Annotated in this window: 14 protein-coding genes and 1 tRNA gene; 3 read left to right on the top strand and 12 right to left on the bottom strand. The window is 60.6% G+C overall.

Annotated elements, in window-relative coordinates:
• Nucleotides 1–6: 6 nt before the first annotated feature.
• From EN932_RS01470 to EN932_RS01455, 4 genes are all read right to left on the bottom strand, one after another.
• Nucleotides 7–1,299: a glycosyltransferase family 4 protein gene (locus EN932_RS01470; protein WP_206524269.1), complete on the bottom strand. Its 1,293-nt coding sequence runs from the start codon at nt 1,297–1,299 to the stop codon at nt 7–9.
• Nucleotides 1,296–3,179 (bottom strand): nucleoside-diphosphate sugar epimerase/dehydratase, encoded by a 1,884-nt coding sequence (locus EN932_RS01465; protein ID WP_164753620.1) that lies wholly within the window; start codon nt 3,177–3,179, stop codon nt 1,296–1,298. The genes EN932_RS01470 and EN932_RS01465 overlap by 4 nt, the downstream gene beginning before the upstream one ends.
• A gap of 936 nt (nt 3,180–4,115) precedes the next feature.
• Entirely contained in the window at nt 4,116–6,836 is a 2,721-nt protein-coding gene (locus EN932_RS01460; RefSeq protein ID WP_128368693.1) for a hypothetical protein, read from the bottom strand.
• A gap of 587 nt (nt 6,837–7,423) precedes the next feature.
• Nucleotides 7,424–7,630, bottom strand: a complete 207-nt coding sequence (locus EN932_RS01455) for a hypothetical protein (protein ID WP_128368692.1) — start codon at nt 7,628–7,630, stop codon at nt 7,424–7,426.
• Between the two features lie 325 nt (nt 7,631–7,955).
• Between EN932_RS01455 and EN932_RS01450 the strand changes: the two genes are divergently transcribed.
• Nucleotides 7,956–8,945, top strand: a complete 990-nt coding sequence (locus EN932_RS01450) for a site-specific integrase (RefSeq protein ID WP_128368691.1) — start codon at nt 7,956–7,958, stop codon at nt 8,943–8,945.
• A 4-nt stretch (nt 8,946–8,949) separates the two neighbouring features.
• On the opposite strand, the gene EN932_RS01445 is transcribed toward EN932_RS01450, so the two are convergent.
• From EN932_RS01445 to EN932_RS01410, 8 genes are all read right to left on the bottom strand, one after another.
• Entirely contained in the window at nt 8,950–9,267 is a 318-nt protein-coding gene (locus tag EN932_RS01445) for a hypothetical protein (protein WP_128368690.1), read from the bottom strand.
• Complete coding sequence (locus EN932_RS01440) at nt 9,264–9,830, bottom strand: hypothetical protein (protein ID WP_128368689.1); 567 nt, start codon at nt 9,828–9,830, stop codon at nt 9,264–9,266. The genes EN932_RS01445 and EN932_RS01440 overlap by 4 nt, the downstream gene beginning before the upstream one ends.
• Nucleotides 9,831–10,088: 258 nt before the next feature.
• Nucleotides 10,089–12,689 carry an AAA family ATPase gene (locus EN932_RS01435; RefSeq protein ID WP_164890415.1) on the bottom strand — a complete coding sequence of 867 codons (2,601 nt, stop codon included), beginning with the start codon at nt 12,687–12,689 and terminating at the stop codon, nt 10,089–10,091.
• A gap of 146 nt (nt 12,690–12,835) precedes the next feature.
• Nucleotides 12,836–13,246, bottom strand: a complete 411-nt coding sequence (locus EN932_RS01430; RefSeq protein WP_128368687.1) for a hypothetical protein — start codon at nt 13,244–13,246, stop codon at nt 12,836–12,838.
• Nucleotides 13,247–13,288: 42 nt separating this feature from the next.
• Complete coding sequence (locus EN932_RS01425; protein WP_245483246.1) at nt 13,289–13,495, bottom strand: helix-turn-helix domain-containing protein; 207 nt, start codon at nt 13,493–13,495, stop codon at nt 13,289–13,291.
• Between the two features lie 371 nt (nt 13,496–13,866).
• Nucleotides 13,867–13,941: transfer RNA gene (locus tag EN932_RS01420), tRNA-Glu, on the bottom strand.
• Nucleotides 13,942–14,031: 90 nt separating this feature from the next.
• Entirely contained in the window at nt 14,032–14,439 is a 408-nt protein-coding gene (locus EN932_RS01415) for a VOC family protein (protein ID WP_063169153.1), read from the bottom strand.
• A gap of 48 nt (nt 14,440–14,487) precedes the next feature.
• Complete coding sequence (locus tag EN932_RS01410; RefSeq protein WP_013529257.1) at nt 14,488–14,871, bottom strand: fimbrial protein; 384 nt, start codon at nt 14,869–14,871, stop codon at nt 14,488–14,490.
• A gap of 27 nt (nt 14,872–14,898) precedes the next feature.
• Between EN932_RS01410 and EN932_RS01405 the strand changes: the two genes are divergently transcribed.
• On the top strand, nt 14,899–15,939 hold the full coding sequence (locus tag EN932_RS01405) for an RluA family pseudouridine synthase (protein WP_127369310.1): 1,041 nt from the start codon (nt 14,899–14,901) through the stop codon (nt 15,937–15,939).
• A 201-nt stretch (nt 15,940–16,140) separates the two neighbouring features.
• Nucleotides 16,141–17,000, top strand: an 860-nt coding sequence (gene rpoH, locus EN932_RS01400) for an RNA polymerase sigma factor RpoH (protein WP_128368685.1), incomplete at its 3' end; no start/stop codon positions are given.

The raw sequence follows: 17,000 nt of genomic DNA, 5'->3' as shown, positions 1-17,000 counted from the left end.
CTCTCGCTATCTCCGTGATGCTCGTCGCTCCCTTAAAGCCCGCCGAAAATGTTCGACTAGCTCGAGCGCGAGAGGCCCAGGTGCAAAATGCTGATTAAAAAACGCGCGTCCTGCCGTACCCATCGCCTCCCTGGCTTCAGCTGGAAGACCCTTCAATTGCATGATTGCTTGGGCGAGGGCGATGCTGTCTTCGGCAGGCACAGTTAGGCCAGCTTTGGCATCCCGTATTATATCGGCCGCCTCGCCATCAAGGCACGCCAGGATAGGACGTCCTGCCGCCAAATATGTCGGAATTTTGCTCGGCACGGTCAAAGCTAAACCCTTGGCTCTGTTAAGTGTAACAAGCAGGGCAGAGGCCTGTGAAAAGATCCCCGGCATCTTCTCTGGCGAAAAACGACCCACCAGCATGACGTTTGTGAGAGCAAGTCGCTCGATTTCGGCTCGGAGCCACTCCGAGCGGCTCCCACTCCCGACAAGCACGATCTTGACTTCGGGATCTTTGATGCTTGTTGCCGCATCTAGTATCGTTTCCAGCGCCTGAGCTGACCCCAGATTGCCCGCGAATACGACGTTGAACCCGCGCGAAAGATCCAAGGGCGAAACTGTGGCGCTTATGTGCTCTGTCAGATCAAGGTCGCCTGGATTGGGGTGATACGCAATTGGTACGGCATCGCCTGCGACGTTGCGGATCTTTGCGATGAAACCGCGTGACTGGGCCAGAATAAGGTCCGAACGTTGGTAGATGAAGCGAGTGACTGTCTCGACAGCAGCAAGCACCTGCCGACTGCGAACAAACCCGGTTTCTTCCAGATTGTCGGGCCACAGGTCCTGCACCCAAATCACATGTGCGGCACCTTTAAACTGCCTGAAAGCGGCCCCTACCAAGCCTTGCAGGATTGGGGAGTTCGCGTATACGAACACAATGTCGTATCGCTTGGATCGCGTTAGATATGGACCAATGATACTCCCAGACGCGACGAATGAGAGGTAATTCAACACTCGGCGTAACCCCCCGCCTCTGCCTCGCGTCGCTACCGGCACCCGGTGTATCAAGTACCCGGAGGGGTGAATTTGCGTGCCGGCGCCAAGAGCTCGGTATCCTTCAAATATTTGGCCATGCGGATAGTTGGGCTGACCAGCCAAAACCTCAACGTCGCAACCACACGAGCGGAGCGACTCGACTACCTCGTTTATTCTGAAGGTCTCTGGCCAAAAATGCTGACTCACCACCAGCACTCGCAGGTTCTGGTTTAGGACCGGTGAGGCGGCGCCGGACCAAGCCGCGGACGCAAGGTTCATGACATTGCCGAGCGCTTTGTGCTCATCAGGAGGTGATCTTCACAATCGGGAGTGAACTCCGGAACAGTCGACTTGAGAAGCTTCAAGGCGCCTTGCAGATCTCGGGCGCCGACTACGCACTGCATTTCATCAAAAATGCGCACGATCACTTCACGTTCGATCGACCGCGACGATGCGGCCAAAATGCCTTGAGCGCCGGTCTCACTCAATGTCTCGTTGCTGTCAAATAGTTCCTCAAAGAGTTTTTCACCGGGCCGAAGCCCCGTGTAGGTGATCTGGATATCCTCGTCCGGACGGCGCCCCGAGAGACGGATCAGATTTCGCGCCAAGTCTACGATTTTCACAGGAGGACCCATATCGAGCACGAAAATCCGGCCTCGCTCGTGATGTGGCGCGGGTGTGTATGCCGCCGCCTGCAGTACGAGCAGACAGGCCTCGGGAATCGTCATGAAGAAACGTTCCATGTCGGCATGAGTAACGGTCACAGGACCACCAGCCTTGATCTGCTGTTCGAAAAGAGGGACCACAGAGCCAGCTGAGCCCAAGACGTTCCCAAACCGAACTGTGATGAATCGCGTGCCGATGACCTCCGGGGCGAGGTCCAACGCCTGACAATACATCTCCGCCATTCGCTTGGTTGCCCCCATAACATTGGCGGGATTTACCGCCTTGTCGGTCGACACCATGATCATCCTGGATACATTTGCACTGAGCGCCGCATCGGCGACATTTCGTGTTCCGATTGCATTGGTGAAAATGCCTTCGAGCGGCTGAGCCTCAACCATCGGCACATGCTTCAGTGCCGCAGCATGGAACAGCACATCAGGTTTGAAGCGTTCAACGATCGTGCGCACTGCCTCTTTTTCCCGCACGTTGCAAAGAGCGGCTTGGATATCGATATTTTGCCATCTCTGAGACAGCTCGGACTTGATTGTGTAGAGCGCGAATTCGCTGGCATCGAGAAGAATTAGGCTTCCGGGCATCAGGTCAGCAATCTGTCGTGCCAACTCAGATCCAATGGAGCCACCGGCCCCTGTAATCATGATGGTCTTACCCTGAATCATCGACTGGATCTTGGGCACGTCCAGTCGGACGGGGGCTCGTTGCAGGAGGTCCTCCAGCTTGATAGGCCGCAGTTCGATCTCCGCATCGATGCTTTGCATATCGAGCAGATTTGGCAGCCGAAGGATTTCTAGCTTCTGAGTTGCGGCAATTTCGACCAGCGCTTCAATGCTGGCATGACGTTCATAATCATCACGTGATCGCGTGAGGATTATCGCCTCTGGGCGGCGCCCCCGAGCCTCAAACCGGGAGAGAATCTGGGGTAGCCGTTCCAAAGGCCCCATAACTGGAACTCCGCGGATAGATCGGCCTGTTCTTCGTCCTCTCTCGTCAATGATTGCCAGCACCTCAAATGAGGTACGATCCCTTTCCTTTATAGCCCTCAGGAAAGCTTCCGCATTGTCGGTAGCTCCGATCAAGAGCACGTTTCTTCCCCCGGCAGGTTCGGCCTTTCTTCTTCGTTTGCTGTCATGGTGATTGCGGTAAACTCGATACGCAGCGCGAGGTCCGGCCAACAGCACGACGGTGAACGCCCAGGCTATGACAACAGAAGAGCGTGGGATCGCATTCAGCCGAATCAGAAGGAACTCAGCGACAATAAAGAGCGCGATGGCCACGCTAGTGGCGCCAGCGATCGCTACCAAGTCAGGAAGCGACGCATAGCGCCATATTCCACGGTTTAGTCCCAGCAAGAACCCCGCCGTACTGACCATGACTCCGAAGAGGGTAGCTGCTCCAAGCAATACCGGCCAATTCAGCAGGAAGCCATCAAAATCCAGTCGCAACACAAATGCTAGTAGCATCGCGACAGCACCCATTATGCCATCGTGCGCTAGGGCCATTCCTCGCAGCGTAATTGGCCTAGGGATAGTTAGACCCCTTCTAAACTTTATCCTGACATCAGAGCTGCCTGGAAGGCCGCATCTGGCTTCCGGCACCGGCTTAAGGCTTTCGTTCAACACGGATGGTCACGTTGATCAGGCGGTTCACGGATGTCTCAACCCCCAAGACGAGCTGTCTCCTCGAAGCTCGGCCAAAGGATCGGATCCAATTTGAGCCAATTTGCCCACCGCATAGACCAGCGAAGACGCTTCGAGCACGGATAATAACCGGCCCGGCAGGAAGCCGCGGTCCAATGATAGCTTTCGTCGACGAAGCACGATCACGTAGCGAGCCGTGATCCGGCCAGTGATTCTATTTGCATGATGTATTCAGCCTCCACTACGCAACAACTACTTGGTGGATTCCATAAGGGCAACGATAATGATCCAGACGCCCCCACTTTTTGAACTTGGGCTTGATTCAGGCGGCGCCATCTCTGCGAAAGAGTCGGCGATCGCCGACCGATCGCACTGCCGACTTCGGATTTTGCCAGGACGGTACCTTGGTCTATTTGGCGATTGGACAAGTCTTCGTTGCACAGCCAGGCCAGAGTGATGATGTCCTAAGGCGTTATCGACTGAGTTTCTTGTGGGCAGAGCCCGCCGCGGCGCTGTTCCTGACGCACTCACAGGGGGCGATCCGTACGCGTCGAAGGCTGGAAACGATGCTCACTTTCAGGGACCGTAGCTTATTGATGCAGTGCCATGCTATGCAGTCTTTCAGGAGAAGAAGTTGGAAATCATTCTGGCTATTGTTGGCATCCTGATTTGCGTCGGCCTAGCGAACGTCGTGTTTTCGATGTTCGGGGACGCGAGGGAAGATGCGCGAAGCCGCCGACGTCTGAAGCGTATTGAGCAACGGAAGGCGCAACATCAGCGCGCGCCTCGCGGATCCTGAAGCGTCTGCCCGCTTTCGAAGAGCGTGCGCAGCCCCGCTTCGGGATAGCTGACCGTCGGCCGCCGATCGCGAGCTGCGCGCGTGCGCTGGACCGCCTCCGGCCCTGTCAGGATATCGCCCAAATGCGCCAGGTTGCCTCGCAATTGCGCCCGCTTCGCCGCATCGCCGGCTTGCGTCAGGAAGCTGGCGCCGAGCGACTTGGTGAGGTCGATGACCGTACCGATGGGCGACCTCGCGCCTAAATCACCGTGTATCAACTGATTGGCGGCTGTGCTGCTGCCGGGCGCATCGCGCCGCATCGTCGCCTGCAGCACGTCGAGCAATTCAGGCATGGCGGCGCCAGCTTGCCCGCCGGGCAGATTGCGCAGCACCGCGTCGAGCACCGCCTGGCGTTGGTCGTTGCCGGCCACACTGCGATGGAACTTCGCACCGGCCGATTCCCGACTACCACCCTGTGTCTCGGTCTGCGCGGTTGAATACCGGTCCGCCAGGTTCTGGCGAACGAGAGCGGTCGTCGTTTCGGGATCTTGCCGCACAAGGCGCTGGACGGCGTCCGCGGCTTCCGGTGCCGAGCCTGAGAGCGGGTTCTGCGGCAGAAGGGCATTGCCGGCGGTGACCGTGTCCTTGGCCGCAGCCAGACGTCCGACCGGGCCTTGTACAAGCGGGTTCAAATCAGTGCGTCGCAGCCGTTCCTGCTCGGCGAGCGCTTGGGCGTACTCGGGCGACCGCTGTGTGGCTACGTTGCGCGCATCGGCGGCACCGGTACGCTGGCGACCGGCGAGTTCCGGACCGTAAAGCGGGTTGGCCGAATTCGACAGCGCTTCACCGCGGGCAGCCATGTCTTTGGTCACCGCGTCGACAACAGCAATCGAATTGTCCGGCATGCCCGCGTAATCGGGCGCCAACTCGGCATTCCCGCGCAGCCGCTCGAGCGCCGCGGCGAATCGCGGGTCAGCTTCGATCGGTGCGAAATCGGAGTGGGGGATAAGCTGCTGTTCTGCGGCCTGGTAGAGCGGCCGCGTCTGCGCGTTGATACCTTGTCGGGTCTGATCGACCACTGCGCCAGCAGCCTCCGCAGCACGCGGCCCAAGAATAGACGGCTGGGGATGCTGCGGTGCGATCAGGTCCAGCACGCCGCCGACGGCGCTGTCGACCTGGGCAGGGCGAGCCGCAAAGAAAGGCGCCGTGATATTTCCGCCGGTCGTGGACCCTTCGACGACACGCAGAATATCGCGCAACTTGCTGGCACCGCCGCGCGCCTGGGCCAAAGACTCCGGGCTCGATAAATCGATACCGAGGCTGTTGTCTTGGAGTTGCCGAGCGGCTTGCCACTCAGCCTCAGTAGTGCCTTCCGTGGCCCGGCGGATAACTGCTTCCGGCGCGTTGTGGGCGCGACTGGCTGCGGCCCCCGCGTTGCCGAACAGTGCGCCGAGAAAACGCGACAGTCCTTCATATTGTGTGCCTTCAGTCGCCTGGCCCGACGCTTCCGACGCGAGCGCCGGCGCGACGACGTTACCAAGCGCTTCCTCGAGGTAGCGACCGGCTTTGCTGGCAGCACCGGGCGCAGCGCGAACGGCTCGGCTAGGAATGCCACCAGGAGCCGCGAATTCAGCGATCGTGCCTACGAATTTGCCAGGCGTCGTCTGCGGCTTATGCAGCACGGCGTCCATAATCTCGCGAGTCTTATCCTGGGCGCCATAGACGCCGCTCCTGATATCGGCGTCGTTATCGCCCGTGGCCTTTTGAATGGCGAAGTTCACGGCGCCGGTGAGCGGGTTGATGAGCATGTCCTTGAAGCGGTCGCGCTCGGGACCGGGCGTTGCCGGGTCCATGCCGAGCATGGAACGAACCGGCCCTTCGGCCTTGTCAAACAGCCAGCCGCCGACATCTTCGCCCAAGCGATTGAGAGTAATCGGCGCCATGGCAGTCTCGGCCATGCCGCGCGGAACGCCTGACGCTGCGGATTCGGCGACGTCCAGCCCGGTTGAGATCGGCGCCGCTGGGCTCGTGTCTGGAAACGCAGCCCACGGGCCACCGGCGCCCGGCGCGGCGTCCGCCGGCACGCCCGCAAACCGCGGCTTCTTCGGCTGCGCGCCGTAGAACTGTTCCTGGCTCTTGTGGAGCGCGCCCGCGTACATGTCGGCATGCGCGGGAGTGTCGAACACGCCGAGCGTCTGACCAGTCTTGCCGTGGGCGTCGATCGCGGCTTGGTCGGGCAGTATCTTGCCGTCCGGCGAGACGGTCGGGACGAGAATTTCTTTCCCGCTGTCGTCGCCAAACGACATCGATCGAACCGTGCTGTACGAGCCGTCGGCGTTCTTGGCGATCGGTCGGTGCTCCAGATCGATGTTGCCCGGCTGCAGCATGCCGGGAAACGGCCCGACGGGACTGGCCGGCGGCCTTTTCACGGGTGGCGCGTCAGGAAACGCTGACCAAGGATCAGAGGCCGGCGGTGGCTGCTGCACGACCCGAAAGCCGGACGGGATTTCGCTTGATTCGTATCTGGTCCACGGGCCCTGTTTCCCTGCTGGAGTATCAGACTGGTCGAAGACGTTAGCCGCGGGAGGGTCGAACTGATCGAAAACGTTGGCGGGGGGCTGCTGCACGATACGAAAACCCGGCGGAATATCGCGCGACTGATACTTCGTCCAGGGGCCGGCAGCGGGCAGGCGATCTTGTTTCGCGTCGGCTGGCATGGGGCGCTCCAGACTTCAAGAACCACAGCGCCGTTCAGGCGCGAAAGAGGTTCGTTGAGAGGGACCGACTGTTCAGTCGGCGATGGAGCGGCAGCCCGAGTTCCGCAGTTTTTCCGGCCTAGCTAACCTATCAAAACTCCGATTGAAACGCCAGCGACTATGTGGTTGGTCGAACGTCCAAAAGTTCCACGGCGGCGCAAATTCCTAGCGATGTCCGCCGAGGTTTCCGCCGCGCGCACCGGACTATACCGGGGGGTGGCCCCGGCCCCGGCCATGGTGCTGCCGGGGTGGCGGTCGGTCGTTGCTGGCGGTCGCCAGCGCGGCACGAACGGACACCGCCCATGCCTGAACGGCGCGCCCGCGACGACCTTGCGCACCCCACTTGGCGTTTTTTTGATTGTGCTTTGAGGCAGGCGGAAGTGCGGCCACAGTGTTACTTACACAGTTAGCAGGCGAACGTTTTCAGGCGCTTAGCCATGGCGCTTGGTAGCGTCTTGCAAGCAAGTGGCCAAAATCGCCCGAAAACAGACTTCCAGACACGAAAAAGGGGCGCCCTGGCGCCCCTTCGTCTTCTACGGCTTTGATGGTCATCCGGCCTTGCTCGAGCGTCTTCTTTCACCGAGAAGCTCTTTCGCGCGAGCCTTGATCGCCGGCTGCACGCCATACCTGGCGTGGTTTTCGACCACCTGCTCGAGCGCTTCGACGCCCGCTTCCCCGCACCTAATCGCCTTGCGGAGTGCTGAACTGGCGATCCAGAATGCCGTTACCTCGAGCGACCTAAATTCGTTTGTCATGTGCTGTCCTTCTGCCAGGTTTCAACTGGCGTCTGCGTCCGGGGGTGAAACGACCGACAGCTCGGCCTTCACGCACCTTTGGGCTCGCGCCTTGGACATGCGCGCGTGACCCCCGGACTATGACTATCTTTGGAGATAGCTGTAAAACGGTGTTTCAAACCGTCACCATACATAGCACTTCAACGACACATGTCAACAGTGGCGCTGTTATTATTTTGGTAAAGAAAGTCAAACGTCATTTTGTACTTTGACTATATCGCTCAACGCCTATTGCAGAGACTCGTCTTATTGTGGCACTCGGCCCGTTGTGAAACGGAGCCCCCACATGAACGCCCCTTTGAAGAGATTCACCTGTGCAGACGCATGGGCGATCTACACCGCACGGCATACCGCCGTTTATGCCGCGCACCCTGAAACCCAGGATTACAACTGGAAAAATCTCGGCCAGAAATTCGGCAAAGTCCCGGTGGGCAAGGTCGACCAAAATCTGGTCGACGAATATGTGGCGGCGCGTACCAGTGGCGCGATCGGCAAGCCGTCGGCCACCGCAACTATGCGCCGCGAACTTGCGCTTTTGCTTGCCGCCATTCGATTTTGCGCAAACCGGAAACGAAGGCTGATCCCGCCCGAAGATGTGCCGGCCTTCGATCTGCCACCGGCGAGCATGCCGCGCGAACGATGGTTGAGAGACTACGAACTGAAAGCGTTCTTCGCCACTGCGGCCAGGAACCGGACCCGGTCCAGCCAATTCGGCGATACGCCCCGCCTAAGCCGCGTCGAACGGTTCGCCTATATCGCGCTGGAAACCGGCGCGAGAAAGCAAGCGATTCTGGATTTGAGTTGGGACCGCGTCGATTTCAAAATCGGGGTCATCTATTTCGACGTGCCTGGACGCCGCAGGACAAAGAAGCGGCGCGCGGCGGTCCCTATATCGTCGCTTCTACGGCGTGTGCTGCTGAGGGCCTTTCGGGAGCGGATTAGCAACCTGGTTCTCGACAACGGAGGTGGCGTTTGGGCGCCAATCCAGCACATCGCAATGAAAGCAGGGCTTTTCATAGGAAACCCGGTTGCGGTGCCTGCTGGCACCAAGCCGCCAGCCACCGGGATTGGGCCGCACACCTTCCGCCACACATGCGCAACAAACATGGTGCGAAACGGCGTGAGCCTTTGGAAGGTCGCGAAGATCCTTGGGAATTCGGTCCAGATGATTGAACGGGTTTACGGGCACCATACGGCCGCTGATCTACTCGACGCGGTCGAGAAGATTTCGACTGAGTGGCGACCGACCGGCGACGATAGCGATTTGCACATCTAGCGGGTCAATTGAAGACGCCGTCGGCATCCTCTCCAGATCGCCGACCTGCGAGATCCTGGCGCAGCGCCGTAAGGGCTTCGTCCAGTTCTTCCGGGGACATCTCGGCCGGGGACTTGTCGGACCGAGTGGCGTCCTTGCTGCCCGTCGAGATCATGCCGGCGGCGCGCAGCAACGACGTCCCGGCGGTCGAGCGAGCCGGAGCCGGGGCCTTCGGGTCGCCAGCTACCGCGATCAAGGAATCGACCGCGACTTCGATGCCGATCGTCTTCAGCTTGTGGCTCACACGCGCGAAGGCTTCGCGTTCCTCGTCTTTCTTGCTCATGCGAAAACCCCTTTCTTGTACTCCAATTCGAGCAGTTCGGCTTTCAATTCGTCGATCTCGGCCTGAAGGGCCTGGGCTTCTGGCGAAAGTGGTGACGGTTCGGTCGACAGCAGCAAGCGTGTCTCTTTGGCCTGCCGACGATATTCCCGTTGACGTTCGCGCGCGGCCGCGCTGCCAGGCTTGTGGGTTCGCTGCCACTGCTCATGCGCGGCACGCTCTTCCGGAGACATTCGGGCCACCCGCTTCTCGCGCTTTACCGCTGTCCGCTGGAGATCGTTGAGTTTACGGTTCAGCTTCGTGTTGGCGCCGGGTGCATCCCGATGCGGCCAGAGTGGCCGATGCCAGTTGTCTCCCTTTGGCGTCTTGCCGCCGTGTTTGTGGCAGCGTCCGTTGGCCATCCCGAGGTTTTGGCAAGGCTCGCCGTCTCGCTTCCTGGCGGCACCACATTTCGGCTGCAGATGACGGGTGCGGTTCCATTTGATGATAGCGGCGCGGCCGACGGCTATCTGCGCTGCGCTGCCGCGCCACCCACCGGGCCGCTTGTTGCTGCCGGCGCCTCTCACGGCCGTTTCCTGAATAGGCGTTCGTGAGGTATCCAGCTAACCCGGCCGTCTACGTTGGGGGTCGGGCTTGTCGGTCCGACAGCCCCTACGTAGTAGCGACAAGACCGACAAGCCGACAAGCACTGAAAACATTGAGTTTTTTTCGAGCTTGTCGCTTGTTTTCGACCGACAAGCCGACAAGCTCGACCGACATACACGGCAAGCCCATGATTCTGCGTTGTTTTTTGCTTGTCGCCGACAAGCTGACCGACAAGCCCGTCAAGCATTTTCGCTCTCCACCACCGGCAAGCTGATTTCCCGGCTTAAGAACCAAGGCGCGGTCGAGTGCCCGGCTTTTTTGAACGCCCGTATACGGACAGTTTGTCCGCCGCGCTCGATTGACTTGCCGTCACCGTGCAGGGATGTTGAGACGAGCCCGGTGATCGCGGGGCGATGTTTCGCGGTCGTAAGACCGTCTTGGCGCAACTTTTCCGCAACGGTCTCGATGATCCCCGGAAGTTCGCATTCGTCGAATTCGCCCATGATCGCATCGACAATGCGGGCGATGTCGCGGGCCTTCTCTTCGTCAACCTCGCGCGCCGACGTAACCTTCATCCGGCTTTTAATGTCGACCAGCTCGAGCACAGGCGCAAAGTCCCCTTCAGCTTTCAGACGTTCTGCCGGATCCTCATCGAAAAGAGCGCTGGCTACGCCACGCGGGAGCCCGCTGCCGTTGTTCACCGGCACGGCGATGCGCTGCATGACGATCGGGGTTGTCGGCTTCTTGCTGTGGCTAACCTTGGCATAGTCGAGCCGCAGCATATGGTCGGCCGCAGAGACACCCCAATCCTTCTCGTCGTCGGTCCCGGTGACGTTGCAGAGCGTGAACGCGCTGCGAACCTTGCCCACGGTCGCGAACGCGCCGCGGCCGGCGCCCATGTCGCCGCGCTGGTCTCGGCTGCCCTTCGATGTGTGATGGATGATCTCGATCGCTACCCGGTTGCGGGCGGCGATGTTCGCGATCTCCTGCAGGAGGGCGTTCATATCGTCGTTGCTGTTCTCGACGCCGCCAGCCATCAGGCTGATTTGCGGATCCAGGATGACCAGCACCGGCTGATATTCCCTGATCCGGCTTTCCAACAGCTTGGCGCCGTCGGCGCGCACCAGCGGCTTCCGCGTGTCCGGCCGGTGCATAATCGTCAGCGTTTCGTCATCGACGCCAGACCACAGGATGATTGCGTGCTTCATGTCCGCGGGCTCGAGCCGAAGATATTGCTGGTAGGCGGAAAGCCGCCGCTGCATTTCGTCGAGCTTGTCCTCGGCATTGTAGATGATGACCGACCCGGTGCGGTGAAGCTCTTCAAAACCGTGCCCGTTGGCACCGCGCAGCAACTCGCGCCGGCCGGTGGCGATGATCAGTGCGTCGCGGATCGCGAACGTCGACTTGCTGATGCCAGGTTCACCGACGCATTGCGTGACGTCACCGATCGGCAGCCGTGGCTCGATCAGCATTTCCCGGACAGGAAGCGACTTCGGATTGATGAGGCCCGTGACGACATGCAGGCCCGTTGAAACGATCTTCTCGTGATACTTGGTGGCGAAGTCTTCGACCAACTTGTAATCGGCGCCGCCGTGCGCCTGGCTGGCGATGTGCGGGTATGAGCCGTCGGTGTAGATGATCGCCTTGTTTCGGCCGCCGCCGTACTCCGGCTCGATCGGGTCCGCGCATGTCTTGCGGTGAAACGCCGCCTTGTCGGCCAGGATCTCGTCGACCGTCACCCAGCGGCCATCATCGAGCCGGATTTCAAATCCGCCTTTCAGTTCTGACCGTTCAACGGCCGCCGCGACGATGTCTTCGGCGTCGGCATGGCTCCGCCCTTTCGCGGTATGCTTCGCGACCTCGGTCTGCCGATATGCGGCCGAGATCGCGGCTGCCCGGTCGGCGCATGAAAGCTTGATAGCTTCGATGCGGCCCGCCAGTTGCGACTGCTCGAGATCCGACAGAGGCGGGAGATGGCGGGTATCGCAGAAACCGCCGTCGGGATTGATGATCCGCGGATCCCGCGCGCCCGGCGAGTAGGCCAGCCGGCTGTCATCGAGAATGGCGTCGGCTTCGTACCACAGCCGTTCTGGGCCTTTGGTTGCGATCTTGTCGATGAGCGTTCGCACGGACACTGCGCCGCTCTTGGTGATGAACGGGAAGCCGTACCCTGCCAAAATCAGCCGGTCGAACAAGCGATCGGCAAATGCTGCAATATCGGAACCGTCCAAAACGAACACATAGCGGTGCTGCCCCGAATTGGCGCCGGTCGACTGGCCGCCAGCCTTGTTGCGAACACCGGTGGAGGATGATGGCCGCATCACCGTGCAGACGTCGGCGAAAGCGGCAAACACGCTGGCAAGCGCGCCGGTGATTTCACCTGGCGTATCGCGCACGCGCTGTATGATGTCCTCCGGCCAGTCCTTCACATCGAAGTCGAGCCCGAGCACCGACGTGGTTGCCTGGTGCGCAAAGAAGGCCTTGCCGCGACTAATCGCATCAGGAACTTCGGGGAGCATTGCTTCCGTGACGACGGTCGCTGATTCCTTGCCATCAGGCGGCGGGACCAAGACCAGGGCTTCGGTCGACTTCAGAGAGGCCAGGACCGTCGAAAAGGCCGCAACGATCTGCGGCGCAGTGCCGGCCAGAGAAACGCGCCGGACCATGCCGGTTGCCATCCCAGGGCTACGGGAACTGATCGGCTTTCCAGCGGCGTCGATGCTGAATGACTTCGTGAGGGCTCCGGCGCTTTCCATCACGGAGAAGGCCAGTTCGCGCTGCAGGCGCGGCGCCGCAGCTTCGGGAAATAGCTCAACAACCTTGGCAGGACGGATCTTCAAGATCGCTTCCGCGATGCCAGATGATTGGACAGCCGGGGGCTTTTCTTGTATAGACACAGCGCGACTTCTTTCTGGCCGGTGCGCGTTGACAGACGCGGCCGGCCTTTCCATTTCATATCCTTTGTCGCTTGGTCGTCTTGGTAGCGTCAGCCTGCCGGCGAGGCGCGGAGTTGAGAACGGCTTAAGAACGGAGCGGCACGATCGGGCGGGATATATTCCTCCCTCATCCCGATACGCACAGCTTCTCGGCGCGAGCGCGGGTCGCGCGACAGAGCGGCAATCTTGTCGATCATTTTCCGCGCGTTCGGATCGATGTTGCGCAGCACGCCCATCGCAATCTTCGTGTTGGCAACGGTCGGCTCTCGGTGCTCTGGTGGAAGCCAAACCTGGCACTGGAACCCGAACTTTTCTCGGCCGCTCGCCCCGAACACGGGCAGCGTCTCGATCACGAAAATTGAATAGCCGGGGTCGTACACTTCGCCGGGCACCATCTCATCGATGGTCATTGGCCTGAGCTGCGCGATCACAGGCGCGCTCATGCGGAACGCAGCCTTCACGGCGCGGCGGCGTTCCGCTCGGGATACTGGCGCGGCTGCCAACTAAGCCACGCAGCGTTCGAGGAAGGCATCGGCGTCGACCCTGCGCACGAGCGTTCGCCCGCCGACTTTGGCAGGCTTCAACTGGCCCTCGCGGAAAAGCTTGTAAACCGTCGATCGGCAGATGCGCAGATAGTCGGCGGTCTCATCGATCGTCAGAGCCGCGGACGTGACGCCGAGGCCTGTCTTTGAATTTCTTCCGTTCGGCAAGATTGCCTCCTGTGCAATTGGCATTCATTAAACATACACACAAGAATAAATCGATGCAATACAAAGCATTCTGAGTTACTTATGGCGCTTTACAAGACATTCTGTCCATTCAATGGATATATTGTCCAATCTGCCAAATATGTATGTCGTCTAAATTTGACATACATTTTGGCACAAGGGTTTGATAATACTCGCATCCACGCGCGTGCGCGGCTGGAGAATGCATAAGGCTACGGATTGCGCTGCAAGCGGGGTGGCTGGATTTCCTGAATCGCTCTCGATCACGGAAACGTGAACGGCCGCACAGGCGGCCGAAGATCAACGATTTCAGCAACGAAACCGCGGGGCTTCTTCTAAGTGCTTGATTTCGTTGGTACGCCCAAGGGGAATCGAACCCCTGTTCCCGCCGTGAGAGGGCGGTGTCCTGACCGCTAGACGATGGGCGCGTTCAAGAACCGGCGATATAGGCTGAGCGCTGGGAAAAAGCAACTGGGGTTAGGCCGCTTTCCCCGGTCGAGGAAAAGCCGGCCGTCAGCCTATCGTTTCGGTTCGATCAGATCCCAGAGATTGCCATGCAGATCGGCGAAAACCGCCACCGTGCCGTAGGGCTCGAAGCGCGGTGCTTCGCGGAATTCGACGCCTTTCTCCAGCATCGCCGCGTGGTCGCGGGCAAAGTCGTCGGTTTCCAGGAACAGGAAGACACGCCCGCCGGTCTGATCGCCGATACTTTTGCTTTGCGCCTCGTCGGAAGCCTCGGCCAGCAGCAGCCTGGCGCCCTGCCCGTTGGCCGGCGCCACTGTGACCCAGCGCTTGCCGCCGCCGAGATCGACATTTTCGACGAGCAGGAAACCCAGCCTCTCGACATACCAGGCAATCGCCTCGTCATAATTGGCGACGACCAGGGCGACCGTGGCGACGCGACGATGTTCGGCGAACCCGCTCATCCCCGAGGCTTGCTCATGGGCCTGCTGCCGTTCATCGTTGCGGCTCGGTCACTTGTTGCGGATCGCAAAGCGGCCGATCAGGCGTCGCTCGGTGATGTCGTAGACGAAGATCGTCCGGCTGCCGTCGGCAAGCTCGGCGTCGATCGAGACACGGTTGCCGGACAGCGACTGGCTGACCACCTTGGCCCCGACCGGCAGCACGATGTCGCCGCTGACCGGTTCGCCGGCGGGTGTCTGGATATCCCCGGCCAGCGGCGGGTTCGCCGGCGGTGCATTGCGCGCTTTGTAGACAAGGGCGCCGATCACCACCATAAGGGCGAGGAACAGCAGGCCGAGATTGATCCCGACGAAGCGGACGAGTTTCCTGCGCACCTTTTCGACCTCGGGGTCGAGCGGCTTATCCTGGTCTTCTTCGGCGATCGGGCTGGCCATGGCAAACAGTTCCGGAACGGTTTTTCAATGAGCGCTCATAACGAAGAGGCCCCTGAATTGATAGAGGCGGTACCGACCGTGCTGGTGGCGGATGCGGACGCGGCCGGTCAGCGCCTCGACCAGTGGCTGGCGGCAAGGCTTGGTCCGGACATGTCACGCAGCCGCGTGCAGATGCTGATCAGGCAGGGCGCGGTCTGGGTCGACGGCAAGCTGATCGATGAGACCAAGCGCAAGATGGCGCCGGGCGAAAGCGTGTCGGTTACCATGCCGGAGCCGGAGCCGGCGGAGCCGCAGGGCGAGAACATCGCACTCGATGTGCTTTATGAGGACGACGAGCTGATTGTCATCAACAAGCCGGCCGGGCTTGTCGTGCATCCCGGAGCGGGCAACTGGACCGGTACGCTGGTCAACGCGCTGATCCATCATTGCGGCGACAGCCTTTCCGGCATTGGCGGCGTGCGGCGGCCAGGCATCGTTCACCGCCTCGACAAGGAGACCAGCGGCGTCATGGTGGTCGCCAAGACTGACCGCGCCCACAAGTCACTCTCCGAGGCTTTCGCCGATCACGGCCTCACCGGCGATCTCGAACGTGCCTATCTGGCGCTGGTCTGGGGCATACCGCAGAGGCCGACCGGAAGGGTCGACGCGCCTCTCGGCCGCGCCGCCGACCGCGTGCGCCGTGCCGTGGTGCCGGAAGGACGCGACGACGCCCGCCATGCGGTCACCCACTTTGCCGTGCAGGAGCGCTTCGGCGAGAGCCAACAGGAGTTCGCCACCGCCAGCATGGTCGAATGTCGGCTTGAGACCGGCCGCACCCACCAGATCCGTGTCCACATGGCGCATATCGGTCATCCGGTGATCGGCGACCCCGATTATGGCCAGGCCTTCCGCACCAAGGCCAACCGGCTGCCGGAACCGCTGAAAAGCCAGGTCAAGGTATTTCCCCGGCAAGCTTTGCATGCCTGGCTCCTTGCATTTCGCCACCCCACTACCCATTTAACGATGAGGTTCGAGGCGCCGTTACCGAGGGACATGGAGGAACTCGTCGGCGGCTTCCGCAAACTCTGAACCCGTCACCGACAAGCCATCAAAAAACCTGACTGGCATTGTTCACTTCACCGTGACACACTGTTTCGTGTTGAACAAATGCCTGTCTTTTCTGGTTTTGTTCCTGTATAAGATCCGATGTCGCGGGCGAGCCTTTTGGTGCTCGCGTCACATGCCCGCCGCGTTTCGGGGGCATCACTCCAATAGAGAGGGGGCGCTATCATGGCCCAGTCATTACCCAGTATCGTTTCCGGCGAAGGCGGCCTCAGCCGCTACCTGGAAGAAATCCGCCGCTTTCCCATGCTGCAGCCGCAGGAAGAGTACATGCTCGCCAAGCGTTATGCCGAGCATGAAGACACCTCCGCTGCGCACAAGCTCGTCACCAGCCACCTCAGGCTCGTCGCCAAGATCGCCATGGGCTATCGCGGCTATGGCCTGCCGATCGGCGAAGTGATCTCGGAAGGCAATGTCGGCCTGATGCAGGCCGTCAAGAAATTCGAACCCGAGCGCGGCTTCCGCCTCGCGACCTATGCCATGTGGTGGATCAAGGCCTCGATCCAGGAGTACATCCTGCGCTCGTGGAGCCTGGTCAAGATGGGCACGACCGCCAACCAGAAGCGCCTGTTCTTCAACCTGCGCAAGGTGAAGGGCAAGATCCAGGCGCTCGACGACGGCGACTTGAAGCCCGATCAGATCGCCGAGATCGCCACCAGGCTGAACGTTTCCGAAGCCGAAGTGGTGTCGATGAACCGCCGCCTGTCGGGCGATGCCTCGCTCAATGCCCCGATCCGGGCGAGCGAAGGTGAGTCCGGCGAGTGGCAGGACTGGCTGGTCGACGACCACGAAAGCCAGGAAGAGATGCTGATCGAGCAGGACGAGCTGGAAAACCGGCGCGGCATGCTGTCGGGCGCTCTTGCCGTGCTCAACGAGCGCGAGCGGCGCATCTTCGAGGCCCGTCGCCTCGCCGAGGAGCCGCTGACGCTGGAAGAGCTTTCGTCCGAATTCGACATCAGCCGCGAGCGCGTGCGCCAGATCGAGGTGCGCGCCTTCGAGAAGGTGCAGGATGCGGTCAAGGCCGCCGC

The sequence above is a fragment of the Mesorhizobium sp. M7A.F.Ca.US.002.01.1.1 genome, assembly GCF_004022955.1.
Classification (GTDB): Bacteria; Pseudomonadota; Alphaproteobacteria; order Rhizobiales; family Rhizobiaceae; genus Mesorhizobium; species Mesorhizobium ciceri.
The sequence above is the reverse complement of the archived record's forward strand: the minus strand, read 5'-3'. Positions and strand labels throughout refer to the sequence as shown.

Excerpts from the sequence above, each read along its gene's own strand:
- EN932_RS01455 (WP_128368692.1), bottom strand. The coding sequence starts at position 7,630 with ATGACAAACGAATTTAGGTCGCTCGAGGTAACGGCATTCTGGATCGCC.
- EN932_RS01445 (WP_128368690.1), bottom strand. The coding sequence starts at position 9,267 with ATGAGCAAGAAAGACGAGGAACGCGAAGCCTTCGCGCGTGTGAGCCAC.
- EN932_RS01465 (WP_164753620.1), bottom strand. The coding sequence starts at position 3,179 with ATGGGTGCTGTCGCGATGCTACTAGCATTTGTGTTGCGACTGGATTTT.
- EN932_RS01410 (WP_013529257.1), bottom strand. The coding sequence starts at position 14,871 with ATGGCCAGCCCGATCGCCGAAGAAGACCAGGATAAGCCGCTCGACCCC.
- EN932_RS01460 (WP_128368693.1), bottom strand. The coding sequence starts at position 6,836 with ATGCCAGCCGACGCGAAACAAGATCGCCTGCCCGCTGCCGGCCCCTGG.
- EN932_RS01450 (WP_128368691.1), top strand. The coding sequence starts at position 7,956 with ATGAACGCCCCTTTGAAGAGATTCACCTGTGCAGACGCATGGGCGATC.
- EN932_RS01405 (WP_127369310.1), top strand. The coding sequence starts at position 14,899 with ATGAGCGCTCATAACGAAGAGGCCCCTGAATTGATAGAGGCGGTACCG.
- EN932_RS01415 (WP_063169153.1), bottom strand. The coding sequence starts at position 14,439 with ATGAGCGGGTTCGCCGAACATCGTCGCGTCGCCACGGTCGCCCTGGTC.
- EN932_RS01470 (WP_206524269.1), bottom strand. The coding sequence starts at position 1,299 with ATGAACCTTGCGTCCGCGGCTTGGTCCGGCGCCGCCTCACCGGTCCTA.